This window comes from Ruegeria sp. CJ2 (assembly GCF_056536745.1).
This window is the reverse complement of record NZ_JBQFQF010000011.1, coordinates 93,206-109,520: the sequence shown is the minus strand read 5'-3', so window position 1 is coordinate 109,520 and position 16,315 is coordinate 93,206. Positions and strand designations below refer to the sequence as shown.

General features: G+C 57.6%; 12 protein-coding genes. 8 read left to right on the top strand and 4 right to left on the bottom strand.

Annotated features, from left to right (window positions below; translation table 11 throughout):
- The first annotated feature begins 6 nt into the window (after positions 1-6).
- Positions 7-1,170 carry a hypothetical protein gene (locus ACR0MS_RS16170; RefSeq protein ID WP_480575453.1) on the top strand — a complete coding sequence of 388 codons (1,164 nt, stop codon included), beginning with the start codon at positions 7-9 and terminating at the stop codon, positions 1,168-1,170.
- Here ACR0MS_RS16170 and ACR0MS_RS16165 read toward each other — a convergent pair.
- Positions 1,167-4,952, bottom strand: a complete 3,786-nt coding sequence (locus tag ACR0MS_RS16165) for a flavoprotein (protein ID WP_480575450.1) — start codon at positions 4,950-4,952, stop codon at positions 1,167-1,169. The two genes, ACR0MS_RS16170 and ACR0MS_RS16165, sit on opposite strands and share 4 nt — an antisense overlap.
- Before the next feature lie 202 nt (positions 4,953-5,154).
- Between ACR0MS_RS16165 and ACR0MS_RS16160 the strand changes: the two genes are divergently transcribed.
- Both ACR0MS_RS16160 and amaB read left to right on the top strand, forming a co-directional pair.
- Positions 5,155-6,261, top strand: coding sequence for a saccharopine dehydrogenase family protein (locus tag ACR0MS_RS16160; RefSeq protein WP_480575447.1), 1,107 nt, complete (start codon positions 5,155-5,157; stop codon positions 6,259-6,261).
- Positions 6,262-6,279: 18 nt separating this feature from the next.
- Positions 6,280-7,776, top strand: coding sequence for an L-piperidine-6-carboxylate dehydrogenase (amaB, locus tag ACR0MS_RS16155; RefSeq protein ID WP_480575534.1), 1,497 nt, complete (start codon positions 6,280-6,282; stop codon positions 7,774-7,776).
- A gap of 37 nt (positions 7,777-7,813) precedes the next feature.
- On the opposite strand, the gene ACR0MS_RS16150 is transcribed toward amaB, so the two are convergent.
- The gene (locus ACR0MS_RS16150) at positions 7,814-9,391 is read right to left on the bottom strand and encodes a DUF5928 domain-containing protein (RefSeq protein ID WP_480575443.1); all 1,578 of its coding nucleotides are present in this window, start codon (positions 9,389-9,391) and stop codon (positions 7,814-7,816) included.
- 142 nt (positions 9,392-9,533) lie between these two features.
- Here ACR0MS_RS16150 and ACR0MS_RS16145 point away from each other — a divergent pair, with 142 nt between their 5' ends.
- A complete protein-coding gene (locus ACR0MS_RS16145; protein WP_480575440.1) occupies positions 9,534-10,352 on the top strand; it encodes a sulfotransferase family protein in 819 nt (272 codons plus the stop codon).
- Between the two features lie 98 nt (positions 10,353-10,450).
- On the top strand, positions 10,451-10,978 hold the full coding sequence (locus tag ACR0MS_RS16140; RefSeq protein ID WP_480575437.1) for a hypothetical protein: 528 nt from the start codon (positions 10,451-10,453) through the stop codon (positions 10,976-10,978).
- A gap of 260 nt (positions 10,979-11,238) precedes the next feature.
- On the opposite strand, the gene ilvD is transcribed toward ACR0MS_RS16140, so the two are convergent.
- Positions 11,239-13,071, bottom strand: a complete 1,833-nt coding sequence (ilvD, locus tag ACR0MS_RS16135; RefSeq protein ID WP_480575434.1) for a dihydroxy-acid dehydratase — start codon at positions 13,069-13,071, stop codon at positions 11,239-11,241.
- Between the two features lie 107 nt (positions 13,072-13,178).
- Here ilvD and ACR0MS_RS16130 point away from each other — a divergent pair, with 107 nt between their 5' ends.
- From ACR0MS_RS16130 to ACR0MS_RS16120, 3 genes are all read left to right on the top strand, one after another.
- Positions 13,179-13,742: a helix-turn-helix domain-containing protein gene (locus ACR0MS_RS16130; protein ID WP_480575431.1), complete on the top strand. Its 564-nt coding sequence runs from the start codon at positions 13,179-13,181 to the stop codon at positions 13,740-13,742.
- Between the two features lie 73 nt (positions 13,743-13,815).
- Positions 13,816-14,670 carry a 3-mercaptopyruvate sulfurtransferase gene (sseA, locus tag ACR0MS_RS16125; protein ID WP_480575428.1) on the top strand — a complete coding sequence of 285 codons (855 nt, stop codon included), beginning with the start codon at positions 13,816-13,818 and terminating at the stop codon, positions 14,668-14,670.
- Positions 14,670-15,854, top strand: coding sequence for an amino acid aminotransferase (locus ACR0MS_RS16120; RefSeq protein ID WP_480575425.1), 1,185 nt, complete (start codon positions 14,670-14,672; stop codon positions 15,852-15,854). Before sseA ends, ACR0MS_RS16120 begins: the two co-directional genes overlap by 1 nt.
- Positions 15,855-15,941: 87 nt before the next feature.
- Here ACR0MS_RS16120 and ACR0MS_RS16115 read toward each other — a convergent pair whose 3' ends face one another.
- Positions 15,942-16,262, bottom strand: coding sequence for a hypothetical protein (locus ACR0MS_RS16115; RefSeq protein WP_480575422.1), 321 nt, complete (start codon positions 16,260-16,262; stop codon positions 15,942-15,944).
- Positions 16,263-16,315: the final 53 nt, after the last annotated feature.

Here is a 16,315-nt window from a genome sequence, read left to right as displayed (position 1 = left end):
GACTGAATGAGCATCGAAAAGAAGGTTTGGTTGATTTCCGGTGCCCTGACGCTTGGACTGCTTGTGTTGTTGTTCAGGCTGTTGGTGGCGCTGAACCATTTCGAAGGCGACCCGACGCAACTGCCTGATCAGGCATCGGTCGACGGCTACCTGCAAGACCTGGAAAACGTGCCGGAATATCAGGTCAGGACCGGTATATTCATCAAGTCCTTTGTGTTCACCGATGCCAGCGATGTCCATGTCACCGGATATGTCTGGCAGCATTACCAAGACGGTGTGCATGACGCGATCAAACCGACCGGCGACGCGGTTGGGTTCGTGTTGCCCGATGCCTCGGACGCGGCCAGCGGGATGATTGAAGAAGCCTATCGCATGGATCAGGAGGGCGAAGAACTGATCGGCTGGTATTTTGAACAGACCCTACGGCAGAATTTCGACTACACCAGCTATCCCTTCGACCATAAAACCGTGTGGGTCCGGTTCTGGCCCGCCAGTTTCGACACCGCCGTGGCCCTGATCCCCGATTTCGCAGCCTATCCAGCCACGGGGCCCGATGACATATTCGGGATCGACAACCGCATCGTCTTGGGCACGTGGGAACGCGAGAATACCTATTTCGACTATCGCCTGTCCGATCTGGGCACCACGCTGGGCATCAGCGATACCGAGTTCCAGACCAACCTGCCCGAGCTGCACTATAATTTTGTCATCAAACGCAACTTTGGCAACGCCTTTGTCGTTCACATGATCCCCCTGATCGTTGTTACCATGCTGCTGTTCGGTGCGGTCATGACCGTGACGCGCCGACCCGAGTTGATCGAGCGGCATGATTTCAGCACCTCCAGCGTGATCGGCACCTGTTCGGTTCTGTTCTTCGTGATTCTGCTGGCGCATGTGCAACTGCGCGAAGGCTTTGCCGGATCGCCGGTGATCTATATGGAGTCGTTCTTTTTCCTGATGTACTTCCTGCTGCTGGCCGTTTCGGTAAACACCTACCTGTTCGCGTCCGAGGCCGTGCCGTCCCTGCGGTTCATCCACTACCGGGACAACCTGATCCCAAAGGCCGCGTTCTGGCCTTTTGTATTGCTGTGTACGGTGGCGATCACGGCCTACAACCTCAGCCTCAAGGCCGACCCCGAGGATGCAGCCGTGATCGAGATGCTCAACTAGGACGTTGGCTGAAACCCCGGTTTCGGCGTGCCCGTGGCCATGTCCAGCGTGTATTCCGCCACGATGCCCGACGTGCCGTCGGCCCATTGGTCCAGATACTTGGTCGGGTGGGCGATGACGTAGACATAGGCGGGCTTTTTGACCCCGTCCATCAGCACGTTGATCCGCTTGCGGACATAGACATTCTCGGGCGAGCCGGGGCCGTGATAACCTTCGAGCTTGTCCAGCTCCTTCAGCCCCGAGGATGACACGCGATAGACCTCACCCCGGATCGGTTCGCCGCGCCCTTTCTGATCGACCAGCGTGGCCATCCGGTGCAGGTAACCGCAGTTGGGATTGTCGCAATGCGGCTCGTGCGGGACGATCAGGGGCATACGTTGCCGGGTCACGGCCTCCCCCACAAAGTCGTCCAGCACGTCTGCATGGGCATCGTGGTTGGGGAATCCTTTCTTGAGCGATCCGTAGGTGAAATACAGATAGGTCCGCTCGCGGTCGTCGATCAGATCATTGTCGTGGTCTTCCTCGGGCGCGATGACGGTATGAGCATTGGCCCAGTCATCCAGCATGGCCCTGATCTTGGGTTTGACCTGTTTCACGTCTTTGGCGTTCTTTGGGTCCCGCAGGAAGTTGATGCAGTTGCTGGCGTCGATCCCCGGCGCGCCCAGAAGCACTTCGACCATTTTGGCCGAGTTGTTCATTACCGCCACATGCAGGCTGGTAAACCCGTGATCGTTGGTGGCGTTGACGTCGATGCCGCGGTTAATCAACTCCTGCGCCGCCTCAAGATCGGGCTTGCCAAGGTTCTGGCCGTTTTCGTGCAGCTCACCTTCGCCCCCCGCCGCATAGTGCAGCAGCGTATCACCGTTACTGTCATCCACGATGTCGATCCCGGCCATGCCCTTGTCGATAGCGTCAAAAACACGGGTCCATTGCGCGAACTCGTCCGAGGCTGCGGCCTCCTGTGCCCATTTGCAGATGTTGTGCTCCTGATCGGCCAGTTCTTCGAACGCCTCGTCCAACACCTCCATGATCTGGTCGGGGGTGGCCATCATGCCGATCCCCATCATGCCGTTGGACAAACGGCCCTTGCGCGGCCCCACGATATCGACCCCCAGATCACGCAGCTTTTCGACGTTGTTCTGGGTGGTGACGTTGTTCCACATGTTTGTGTTGCATGCAGGGCAGAGGATCACCGGCTTGTTTCGGTATTGCCATGCCACAAAGACCGAGGTCAGCAGGTTGTCGGCGATCCCGTTGGCGATCTTGCCCATCGTGTTGCAGGTCACCGGCGCCACGATCACGCAGTCTGCCCAATCGCACAGCGCCAGATGTGAGGCGCGCAGGGGCATCCCGAACTCGGTATAGCGGAAATTCCATTCGTCATCGTCGCGGTAATAGTCGTGATGCGAGATGTAATCCTCGATCGTCTTTGGCTTGGTTTTCCTGATATTGCCGGTTTCTTCTTCGACCTCGATATCGCGGAAAAACTTCTCGGCTGACACGGACGGGATCAGCTTGACGTTATGCCCCGCATCCTTGATCCGCTTGACCAGATCGGGAACCTTGTCCGCCGCCGACGACCCGCAGGCACACAGCAGCACGTTGCGCTTTTCGCTGGGCGCATCGGTCAGCCCGCCCTTGGGGTAGCCAAAGATATTCTTGTCGAGGCTGGGGGATTCATGGCGCAGCAGCACCGGCAGCCCGGCATCCTTGACGCTTTGCTGAAAGCTGCCATCCAGCACCACATCGACAATGTCTTTTCTGCGGCCCAGGCATTCGCCCTTGAAGAACAGGTAGGGTGGGTTTTCCTTCCCGGTCATAATCGTCAACTGCCGCCGCATCTTCATCACGTTGGCCCCGTGGCCTTCGACGTCGATCAGCCGGGCGCTGGTGATGCCGATATTGGCCAGCATACTGCGTAGCATATAGGACCACGGATCTTCGTCTGCATAAAATAGCACGATCGGATGGGTGTTGACGATGCGTTCGACATCCGTGGGATCTTCGGGCGGTTCATGTTCCTCGATCACCAACAAGGCCGGGTTCCCGAGGTCCCGCAGACCACGGAAGATATGCCCGCGCGGAGCCTGCCAGACTTGCGAGGTTGCCGGGCTCATATCCACCACTGTCACCAAATCGGTTGCCTCATCATAGGCGATACACAGGCACCAGAATTCTTCCAGCAGCGCGGTCTCGCGATACACATTCGCAGGGGGGCGGATCACTTCGAACCCCAGTACGCGATTGAAGTCGATATTGATCATCAAATGCCGGTCTTTTTCAGTGTTCAGACTATGCAATTGAGCGCGGAACCAGTCCTCGGGCGTTTTGTCGTCCTTGGTTGGGCGGTCCGCATAGCTGTGGAAGGTACTGCCCAGATGCACGTCGGGCGTCTGGCTGAGATAGCGCTGCGCCAGCGCGTGCATCTCCTTGGCCGTGGACACACGGCTGAGCGCGTCCGTCAGATTGGCCTGTGTCGCAATCAGCAGCTTGTCCTCGTCGACCTGCTGGTCGCCCAGAATGTTCAGGCTTTCGGCCAAAACCCCCATCGAGTTCATGTTCGGGCTGGCCCGGCGGAACAGATTGCGGCGTTTCTTGGGGTCTTTCGCCAGATATTCGGTGCTGTCAACGTAATTGCAATCCTGTTGCAGCGTTTGCAGCGTGGTCTTCACAGCCTCCAATGCCGAGAACCGCAAAATCCCCCGCGAGCGCATCGAGGTTCCGTCGCGGTCGGACATGCCCGCCCATAGCCGGTCAATCGTCGTGACCCACAGCTTGCCGTATTTCTCAGGATGGACATCCATCATATGCACCAGCCCGGTGCTGGGGTTGCATTTGGCGATGATGGCAAAGTGACCGCCGGGCATGTTCTGTTTGCCATGCGCCACGCCGACCTGAAAATTGGCTACCAGAATGTCGTTGTCGCCGCCCACCCGGTTGGATTCATCAATCGCCTGCAACAGCAACTCGACCGAGGTTGTGGCCTCATCCATGAAATAGGCCTGAACCTGTATCTTCTCACGCAGGTCCTGCGTGTTGATGAATGTGCAGGCGACGTCGTAAAGCTCGCCCAGCGAAATCCCGTCATTGACCACAAAGGATGTGGGCAAGGCGCATTCGCGGAAGATGTCGTTGACCTCGTAGCTGAACCCCAAAGCCGACATGCTCAGCGCTGCGGCTGTCACGCTGCAACAGTTGATGGGTTGCTGAAAGTTGTGCAGATGCACGCTGACCAGATCCCCAAACAGGGTGTCGTAACAGTGTTTGCGGATCGCAATCGGGACTTCCAGCCATTGGCTGCTGGACAAATAGGCCAGCTTGGTCCCCGCCGTGGCCAGCGCCTGAAGGCTGACGGGGATATCAAAAATCTCAAGATGTTCTTCATAGAAATAGTCACCAGCGTCAGCTGTGGCCAAAACCACCTCATCCTGCTGCAACTGGACCAGACCAGACAGGACCACATACATGCCTTCGGGTGGCAGGATGGTGTCGGCTTCAACCTCGAAGCACTCGAAATGCGGTTTGATGGGTTTGTCTTCCGATGCGGACAGGATCGCATAGATCACTGACCAGTCGGACTCGGATGGATTGAATGTACGGAAATTCTCAATCGGATCTTTAGGCACGCCTGTTCCCCCCTGAACGTTGGCTTCAATGCATTTCAGGACCGATGTCGGGATCAACCAGAACAGGCGCATTGGTCCGGTAATTGGGCGCAATGCGTTTCCCGACAAGGTCAGGGCCACGCATGACGCGGAATTGGCGCGGACAAAATGGCCCAATAACCTGCACCTTACCTTAGGTTAGGCGGAAAATCACGGAAGTATTTGGATAGTTGCATGTCTACTCAGTTTTCGCGCGTTCCGTCTAAAAGACGAAAAAACCGACATTATGACGGATCAATTGACTATTTCGACAAGATAACCCCTGCGAGCCGGACAAGCGGCCCGTCATACTTTCGGAAAACGAAAGAGGAGGCGCGTTTTGAGCTGGAATATCTGTGTCATCGGAGCAGGCAAGATCGGTCATATGATCGCCGCCCTGCTGAAATCGTCATCCAACTATTCGGTCACCGTGGCCGACCGCGACCTGTCGGCGCTGTCTGTGTTGAACCGCCAAGGTGTTGCAACCCGGCAGGTCGACGTCAGCGACGCGGCGCAACTGGCCCAGGCGCTGACCGGCTTTGATGCCGTCATCTCGGCCGCCCCGTTCTTCTTGACCCCGCAAATCGCAAAGGCAGCCAAGGCTGCGGGCGCGCATTACTTTGACCTGACCGAGGATGTCGCAGCCACAAATGCCGTGCGCGAATTGGCCAAGGACAGCGCAACAGCCTTCATGCCGCAATGTGGTCTGGCACCCGGTTTTGTCGGAATCGAAGGGGCAGCGCTGGCGGCAGAGTTCGACGCGCTGGACAGTTTGCATATGCGGGTTGGCGCTCTGCCGCTTTATCCGACCAATGCGCTGAAATACAATCTGACATGGTCCACTGACGGGCTGATCAACGAATACTGCAACCCCTGCGATGCCATCGTGAACGGCGAACGGGTCAAGACCGCGCCGCTGGAAGATTACGAATTGCTGGGCCATGACGGGGTGGAATACGAGTGTTTCAACACATCCGGGGGCTTGGGCACATTGCCCGAAACGCTGGACGGCAAAGCGCGGGCGGTATCCTATCGCTCGATCCGCTATCCCGGCCATTGCGATATTCTGAAACTTCTTCTCAAGGATCTGGGGCTGGAGCGTCGCCGCGATCTGCTGAAGGATATCTTTGAGACCGCCCTGCCGCGCACTGATCAGGACGTGGTGCTGGTCTATTGCACGGCCAAGGGCATGATTGACGGGACCTTGCGTGAGAAATCCCTGATCAACAAGAGCTTCGCGCGTGAGATCAACGGACAGGTCTGGAGCGCCATTCAAGTCACCACCGCTGCGGGTGTGCTGGGTGTGGTCGATCTGATGCGCACGGGCGCGCTGCCCGCCAAGGGCTTTGTCCGGCAGGAACAGGTGGCCCTGCCCGATTTCCTGAACACCGAATTTGGCCAGCTTTACCGCGCTGGCGATGCAACCCCACAGAACAAGGCGGCATGAGATATGAAAGACATCGTGATGACTGCGCAAACCACCCTCGCCAATCTGGACCTGACGGTCGCGGAGCTGACCGGCGGCACGCTGGCTGTGCACTCGCCCATCGACGGCAGCCTGCTGGCCGAGGTGCATGAAACCCAAGCGGGCGACATGGACACCATCTTTGCCAACGCCAAAACAGCGTTCAAAGCCTGGCGCACCGTACCCGCCCCCCGCCGGGGAGAGCTGATACGTTTGCTGGGCGAAGAGCTGCGCGCGGCCAAAGACGATCTGGGCGCGCTGGTCAGTTGGGAGGCGGGCAAGATCACCTCGGAAGGTTTGGGCGAAGTGCAAGAGATGATCGACATCTGCGACTTTGCCGTAGGTCTGTCGCGGCAACTATACGGTCTGACCATCGCATCCGAGCGCCCCGGCCACCGGATGATGGAGACATGGCACCCGGCGGGTCCGGTCGGCGTGATCTCGGCCTTCAACTTCCCGGTTGCGGTTTGGTCGTGGAACGCGGCGATCGCGCTGGTTTGTGGCGATACGGTGATCTGGAAACCATCCGAAAAGACACCTCTGACCGCGATGGCTTGCCAGAAGATTTTCGAACGGGCACTGGCCCGGTTTGGCGATGCGCCCGACCACCTGCTGCAAACCCTGATCGGTGGCTCCGCGCTGGGCGAGGCGCTGGTGGCCAGCGAAGATGTGCCGGTGATTTCCGCCACCGGCTCGACCCGCATGGGCCGCGCGGTGGCCCCCGTGGTGGCATCCCGCTTTGGCAAGTGTATTCTGGAACTGGGCGGCAATAACGCGATGATCGTTGGTCCCTCGGCCGATCTGGAAATGGCGGTGCGCGCAATTGTCTTCTCAGCCGTGGGAACAGCCGGTCAACGCTGCACCACGCTGCGCCGCCTGATCGTGCATAACTCGATCCGTGAGGAATTGGTGGGTCGCTTGAAAAAGGCCTATGCCGGTCTGCCCATCGGCAACCCGCTGACTGAGGGCACTCTGATTGGCCCGCTGGTCGATGAGGCCTCGGGCGCCGCCATGACCGCAGCGTTGGACGCGGCCAAAGCCGAGGGCGGCACCGTGTTTGGTGGCCAGCGCGTGACCGAGGGCGTGCCGGATGGCGTCTATATGCAGCCCGCCATCGTCGAGATGCCCGGTCAGACCGCCACGGTAAAAACCGAGACCTTTGCGCCGATCCTCTACGTGATGGGCTATGATGATTTCGACGAGGCCATCGACATCCAGAACGACGTCCCGCAGGGCCTGTCATCCTGTGTGTTCACCCTGAACATGCGCGAGGCCGAACAGTTCCTGACCGCAGCCGGATCAGATTGCGGCATCGCGAACGTCAATATCGGTCCGTCTGGGGCCGAGATCGGCGGAGCCTTTGGTGGTGAAAAAGAAACCGGCGGCGGACGCGAAAGCGGATCGGACGCGTGGAAAGCCTATATGCGGCGGCAGACCAATACGGTGAACTATTCGGCCGAATTGCCGCTGGCGCAGGGCGTGAAATTCGACATCTGAACACCTCACCCGGCGGTGCCCAAGCGTCGCCGGGTTTTCAATCGGCGAACAGGTAATCCAACTGCAAAATCGCCTTGGCCTTGTTCGGTGAGACACCCAGAAACGCTGTAATCGCTTCTTCCTTTTCAGCAGGCGTGTCGGTTTCCCGAATGCGCCGGTAACTGCCAAGACCGGCCCCCCGTATCAATTCAGATTCATAGGCAAGCGCGTTGCGCAGGGTCGGCACAAGATCGGCTACGGTTTCGTCGGGGCTGTTCTCACCGGCCAGGCCAATGCGCCGGGCGTGGCCGATCAGATAGGCGTCTGAATACGCGCACTCGATCTCCAGCACATGCGCACGAGACTGGTCGGCATTAAAGTCTTCGATGATCTCAAGGTTCGCAGGATCAACACAAATGACCAGCTTGTCCGTGTCGAAACTGTCAAACAGCATACGCAGGACTGCGCGCCGGTGCCGAGACCGTTTGTCCAGCGTGGTTTCGATGCCGCCGAGATCGGGCAGGGCCGTGTCTTCTTCGTTGAACAGGTATTCGATACAGGGGATGTCGGTCTCAGACGTGATCTGGTCGACCAGCCGTTTGGCCACATGCCATTTCTTACAGACGATCAGAAACACTTCGCGGTTTGGCCCAAGCGTATTGCCTGCCTCCCAGAACCGCTGCCCGTACCGGCGGCCAACTCGCCCGCGCCCGGTCAGGAACCTGTGCAGGTTTCGCCCTTCATCCGAAATCCGGAACGTGACCCCTTCGGTGGCATAGAGCTTGCCCAGCCTCTCTTTCAGTTCATGCGCTTCAGAGCTGATCTTGCGGGCAAACAGGTAATCCTGCCCCAGCAACATATCGTAATGGTCATTGTAGAACGTAACCGGCATTCCGTAGTCCGAGAACATCAGGAACGTGGGCGTGCGGTTCTCTATCTCTTCTTTGGGAACGAGATGGCGAACGAGGGTCTGGAAAAACGTCTCATCCGGAATCCAGGTGGTTGAGAAAAAGCGGGTCACATCCGGGCGCTGCTTCAGGAAATCCAGAATCATCTCGATCGTCCGGCGGCGCAGACACCACCACTGGCTGCCGATCATGACCTGTATGTCGGCAGGAACGTCGCGTGTCAGGCCAAACCGCTTTTGCAGTTCGTAAGCGGCATAGAACCACCGGCTTTGCGTTCGTTCGTTAAAATAATGGCGATAGATCAGCCGGTCTTCCTTCATTCCGGTCTTGATCCATTTGCTCTCAAAGAAGTCGTGGCTTTCGATGAAATCCATGTCGCGCTCGTCCAGAAAACGATGCGCGTATTCCGCCGTCTTGATGGCCATGCAGTCGCCCGACAGCATGTAGAAATGCGTTGCACGAGGAAATGCATCCACCGCCGCTTCGATGGCGTGCAGGGTGGCCTGAACCAAAGACCACTCTCCCCAGCCACATTTGATCCGCTTGGTGGCGAACGCGACATTTGGGTTGGGCGCAAGGGCCTCTCGAATGCGGGCATAGGCCGCGGCGCTGGCGCGTGCGTCAAAGTGAATGGCCATGCAATCCCCGGCGGCGGTCAATTGCTCGGCTTGTGCAATGATGGCCTCGGGGTCTTTGTGGCACAGCAATATATAGGCAATCCTGGCCATTTCAGTTCTATGAATTCCGTTTCTGCCCGTTTCCAACCGTGATACTGAGGATGAGCGATTGAATAAACATAATATTTTTGGTTTTTAGATCTCAAAAGCGGGCAGAAATTTCAGGTTCTGACTCGCGGAGGAGGCAAGGCAGATGGGTTTTCCCGGCACATGGATGACCGACAGCGAAAGCATGGTGTATCGGGTGGTGCCGAAATGCGCCTGCTCGACCATTGGACAGATCATGTATTATTCGGATCATGGTCGGTTTTTTGACGGTGACATTCACGACGCAGATGACGGAATGCATAAATGGGCATTCGAGAACAGTCAGGATGCGATTTCCCAAAATGTACGAAATCACGCGTCTTATACCTTTACCTGCGTCCGCAATCCTTACACGCGTATTCTCAGCTCGTTTTTTGACAAAATCTGCGGGATTCAACGCAATGGGAAGCGGTACCGGGGCAATCTGGTGCCCACGCTGATCTATAATTACGGGATCGAGGTTGGCGGCGATGATGGCAAAGGTGAGTTCGACCAGATCGCCAGTTTCCGCCGGTTCTTGCTTTTTGCGCGCGATACGATCCGTTGGCGCAGGCCGATGGACCCTGATATCCACTGGTCGGCCATGTCAGGCCATGTCTCGACCTTTATCGTGAATGGCGGGCGATATGATCGGATTTTCTGGACCGAAGCGTTCAATGACGGAATGCAGGATGTCCTGAACCATCTGGACACACCGCACGGTGTGGACCTGTCCCAGATCCCGCGCTTCAACGAATCCGAAGGGCATGGCCCCAAGCGCGCCCATCCGGTCGAGGATTACTTCGACGATCTGTCGATGCATTTGGTCTATGAAATCTACAAACAGGATTTCGAGCTGTTCAAATACGATTTCGAGAACCCCGCGAACAAAATGCCAATCGGCGAGATTGATCTGGACGAGGTTCACGCCAAACTGGGGGATTGAAGGGCAGTAAGTGTGAGCAGCCTCATCTGTCTGGGCATGATTTGCACGTGAGTGTCAGCTCTGAACATAGGAAGCAAAGAAAATTGAGGATTTCTCTAATGGCAGTTCTTGCCACTTTGATGGCCATTGGAGCCAATACTAGCATAGCTCAAGTATTGAACAGCCCATTTGGAAGCTTTTCTCCGGGTGTCTACGTAGAAGATGAAAGTAACCTAATTTCAATTTATTCGCTCGCGAGCGCAATACAGATACTTGATACGGCAAGCAGTATTAAATTTGGCGATGATACTGAACTTGAGGATGTAAATTTTTTCTTTTCTTCGGGCGAGAACTTCATACTGGAAAACCGAGTATCCGCCAAAGCTATTGCACAGCTTCCCGAAGAGCTTTCTATCAGAGTGCTAGAGCAAAAGACGAATTCACGTAACTGCTACGTCCAGGGCTATGAAGTTGACGGTCAGGTAATAGTGATATCAGTTCACGATAGAAAGTTCCATTCAGACAATAACATTTTCAAGTGTTTCACGGCGGCAGTTTGGTACTTCAAACATACTAACATCAATGAGTTCGACCCAAGTCGATGGAGGCTCGAACTCACCAAACTTCTTGCCGACGAGTTGAACTAAGTGAAAGCTCTGTCAATCCCCTGCATCTTACCTTTCGCGTTCACCAGAAAGCACAATATGCATTTCGTTGGCGTCGAACGGTTACAGCGATTCAAACGCGCTATCAGTGCTCGGTTCATCCACTTTTCGTAATTTTCTGGCTGCATCCTGTTAGAAAAGGTCGTTGATCGCAAGCAGTCGAAGGTCCCTTTTTTTCGCAAAACAGAACAAAAAACGGCCCACCGGATAGGTGGGCCGTATTCTGTTGAGTGATGTCTAACTCAAACCTGACGCACGGCGCCTTTGGCGGCGCTGGTGGTCAGCTTGGCATAAGCCTTGAGTGCCGTGGAGACTTTGCGTTTGCGCGGCGCGGCCGGCTCCCAGCCTTTTTCATCCTGCTCGGCGCGGCGGGTGGCCAGTTCTTCGTCCGAGACCGCCAGATGGATCGAGCGTTTGGGGATGTCGATCTCAATCTTGTCGCCCTGACGCACCAGACCGATGACACCGCCTTCGGCCGCCTCAGGCGAGACGTGGCCGATCGACAGGCCCGAGGTGCCGCCCGAAAACCGCCCATCGGTCAGCAAGGCGCAGGCTTTGCCCAGACCTTTCGATTTCAGGTATGAGGTCGGGTAGAGCATTTCCTGCATCCCCGGACCACCGCGTGGGCCTTCGTATCGGATGACGACCACGTCGCCTTCTTTCACCTTGCCGGTCAGGATGTCGTTTACCGCCTGATCCTGGCTTTCGCAAACATAGGCCGAGCCGGTGAAAGTCAGGCTGGCCGGGTCCACACCGGCGGTTTTCACGATACAGCCGTCACGCGCGATATTGCCGAACAGAACCGCCAGACCGCCGTCCTGACTGAAGGCGTGCTCTTTGCTGCGGATCACGCCGCCTTCGCGGTCGGTGTCCAGCTCTTTGTAGCGGTTCGACTGGCTGAACGCCTGCGTTGTGCGCACACCGCCGGGGGCCGCTTTGAACAGGTCTTGCGCCTTGGGGTTATTGGCAACCTTGATGTCCCAGTTGGCAATCGCTTCGCCCATGGTGCCGGAATGTACGGTGCTGCAACCTTCGTGCAGCAGACCGGCGCGGCTGAGTTCGCCGAGGATCGAGAAGATGCCACCGGCGCGGTGAACGTCCTCCATATGCACATTCTCGGTGTTGGGCGCGACCTTGCACAGGCACGGCACTTTACGGCTGAGCCGATCCATGTCGGACATGTCGAAATCCACGCCGCCCTCATGCGCGATGGCCAGCAGATGCAGCACGGTGTTGGTCGAACCACCCATGGCGATATCCAGCGACATGGCGTTTTCAAACGCGTCAAACGTGGCGATTTCGCGGGGCAGGAAGCCTTTTTCGTCCAGATCATAGTGGCGTTTGGTGATCTCGACGATGCGGCGACCGGCTTCAAGGAACAGCTCTTTGCGGTCCGAATGGGTGGCCAGCGTCGAGCCATTGCCCGGCAGCGCCAGACCCAGCGCTTCGGCCAGACAGTTCATCGAGTTCGCAGTGAACATGCCCGAGCACGACCCGCAAGTCGGGCAGGCGTTTTCCTCGATATGCTGGACCTGCTCATCGGTGTACTTGTCGTCGGCTGCGGCCACCATTGCGTCCACGAGGTCGATCTTTTTCACATCCAGATCGGCGATGTCGATCTTACCCGCCTCCATCGGCCCACCCGAGACAAAGATCGCGGGGATGTTCAGACGCATGGCCGCCATCAGCATGCCAGGAGTGATCTTGTCACAGTTCGAGATACAGACCATCGCATCAGCGCAGTGTGCGTTGACCATGTACTCGACCGAGTCCGCGATCACTTCGCGCGAGGGCAGCGAATACAGCATCCCGTCATGGCCCATGGCGATGCCGTCATCCACCGCAATGGTGTTGAACTCTTTCGCAACGCCGCCTGCGGCCTCAACCTCGCGCGCGACCATCTGGCCAAGGTCCTTCAGGTGGACGTGACCCGGCACGAATTGCGTGAACGAGTTGACGATGGCGATGATCGGCTTGCCGAAATCATCGTCGCCCATGCCGGTCGCACGCCACAGGCCGCGGGCACCGGCCATGTTGCGGCCATGGGTTGAGGTTCTGGATCGGTAAAGTGGCATGACGCTGTTTCCCTTTTGCCTCGGGTTGCATGTCTTGGGGTTCGTACGTTATAGCGCACGTATCACATGTGCGCTATAACGCACAAGAGGATTCGCGGGACGCTAAGATGGACTCTGACGACATTACGCTGAAACTGCGGGACGTGCGGGCGGCAACCGGCTTGAGCCTGTCGAAAGTGGCCGAGTTGACGGGCGTCAGCAAGGCGATGCTTGGCCAGATCGAACGGGGCGAATCCAGTCCGACCATCGCCACCTTGTGGAAAATCGCCAAAGGGTTCCAACTGCCGCTCAGCGCTTTGATCGGATCGTCGGCGCTGCGCGATCCGGCGGATGCCAGCCTGTTCCGCACAGTGACCTTCCCCGGCAGCATCGAGGTCAAGATCGTCTTTCCTTTTGATCCCGCACTGGGTGCGGAAACCTTCCATGTTGATCTTGCCCCGAACCAGAGCCACGAATCCGCTGCCCATGCCGCCGGTGTGACCGAGGAGGTCTTTGTACTGAACGGGTCGCTCGAGATTCTACGCGATGGCGAATGGGTTCCATTGCAGGCCGGGCAGGGTCTGCGCTTTGCCGCCGATCTGCCACACGGCTATCGGGCGGGTGGCGAGGGCGCCGCATTTCTGAACATGCACCACTATCCTTCGTCCGTGGTTATGGAAACGGCCCCCTGAAAACGCCATCCAGCCTTGAACCCGCAACTCTGCGCGTATAGGGAAAACCCAAGCTCGCTTTGGGGAGGCTTTGATGCAGGACGATCCGAAAACCCTCGTTTCTACCGAATGGCTTGCAGCCCATCTCAAGGACCCGGACCTGCGGGTTCTGGACGGGTCGTGGTATTTGCCGCAGCAAGGGCGGGATGCAAAGGCCGAGTATGACGCGGCCCATATCCCGGGCGCGCGATTCTTTGACATTGACGACATCTCGGATCATCGGTCGGACCTGCCGCATATGGCGCCTCCGGTCGAGAAATTCATGTCGCGCTTGCGGGCGATGGGCGTTGGGGATGGTCATCAGGTGGTGGTCTATGACGGCGCGGGGCTGATGTCCGCCGCGCGGGTCTGGTGGCTGTTCCGACTGATGGGTCAGGATAATGTCGCCGTTCTGGATGGCGGCTTCCCCAAATGGCAGGCCGAAGGGCGTGAGATCGAAGACCTTCCCCCGGTGATCCGCGACCGCCACATGACGGTGCGCGTGCAAAACCATCTGGTGCGGGATGTCACTCAGGTGTCTGCTGCGGCGAAATTGGCCGACCACGAAATAATTGACGCGCGTTCCGCCGCCCGATTTGCAGGGACCGGAACCGAGCCGCGTGAAGGGCTACGTTCGGGGCACATTCCGGGCTCGCGCAATGTACCGTTCGATTCGCTGCTCAACAAGAACGGCACGATGAAATCCCCCGAGGAGTGTCGTGCTGTGTTCGAGGGCGCAGGCGTCGATTTGTCGAAACCCGCCATCACCTCATGCGGGTCGGGTGTGACAGCCGCGATCCTCAGCCTTGCGCTTGAACGCATGGGCAAGAAAGACCACTCGCTTTATGACGGCTCCTGGGCTGAATGGGGTGCTTTCCCGACCCTGCCCGTCGCAACCGGAGAGAACTGATGTTCGAGAACCTCAAACCGCAGCCCGCCGACAAGATTTTGGCGTTGATGCAGATGTACCGCGAAGATCCGCGCGATCAGAAGATCGACCTGGGTGTTGGCGTCTACAAGAATGCCGAAGGGGTGACCCCGGTGATGCGCGCGGTGAAAGCGGCTGAAAAGCGTATTTTGGACGAACAGGAAAGCAAAGCCTATACCGGTCTGGCTGGTGATCCGGCCTATGCGGATGCGATGATCGGCCTGATCCTTGGCACCTCGGTCCCGCGCGGCAATATCGCGGCCGTGGCAACACCCGGCGGCACTGGTGCCTGTCGGCAAGCGTTTGAGATGATCCGTATGGCCAACCCGTCGGCGCGCGTGTTTGTGTCGAACCCCACATGGCCGAACCACCTGTCGATCTTGAACTATCTTGGCATTGAAACCGTCCCGTACCGCTATTTCGACGGCGAGACCCGAGGCGTGGATTTCGATGGCATGGTCGAGGACCTGAAGACTGCCAAGGCAGACGACGTGGTGTTGCTGCATGGGTGCTGCCACAACCCGACCGGGGCCAACCTGAACATGGTTCAGTGGCAAGAGGTCGTGAACATCATTAATGAGCTGGGCCTCGTGGCAATGATCGACATTGCCTATCAAGGCTTCGGTGATGGTCTGGAAGAAGATGCGCAGGCGACTCGTCTGGTGGCCTCGTCGGTCAAACGTTGCCTGATCGCGGCGTCCTGTTCCAAGAACTTTGGCGTCTACCGCGAACGGACCGGGTTGTTGATGGCGATCAGCGATGACGCGGCGCAGACGGCATTGAACCAGTCGACGCTGGCCTTTCTGAACCGCCAGAATTACTCCTTCCCGCCCGATCACGGTGCGCGCGTTGTCACCACGATCCTGAATGACGAGGCCCTGCGTGCGGATTGGGCGGCCGAGCTGGAAGAGGTTCGCCTGTCCATGCTGGGTCTGCGCCAACAACTGGCTGACGAGTTGCAAAGGCTGAGCGGCTCGGACCGGTTTGGTTTTATCGCCCAACACCGCGGCATGTTCTCACGCCTTGGGGCCGCGCCTGAACTGGTCGAGCAGCTGCGCAATGATCACGGCATCTACATGGTGGGTGACAGCCGTCTGAACATTGCGGGTCTGAACGCGACAACGGTGCCGATTTTGGCTAAGGCGATTGTTGACGTCGGGGTCTGAGCCAACTGCCAATGAATGACAAAAGCCGCGCAAACCAGCGCGGCTTTTTTCTTTCGCGGGTCGGGCAAACTGATCTCTAAGGGGGTGTTAGGTCCAAAGTTCCTTGTCGCCGATGATCGCATCCACCACATCTTCGGCGCGTTGGCGGGAGCTCTGTCTTTTTCCCAATCCCATGTGCACAGCTTCTATTTGAACGATGTAGTCCACAACTCTTCGACGCTCTTCTCCCCTGCGGAGCATTCCCGCGGCCCTTTGTAGGTATGTGTCGTATTCGTCAGAGAACGGGGCGTTTTCATCGTCTTGCCAGTTGTCTTCTGGCCCCAGCAGACCGATGGGGTCCCATAACTTCCAGCCGATGTCACGAAGGCGCAATAGTTTTATTTTTGTTTTGGGCGGTGATTTGGGCATTAAATGGCAGTTCGATAGAAAATTCCTGTAAAAGATCAGAACTGCAAACGACC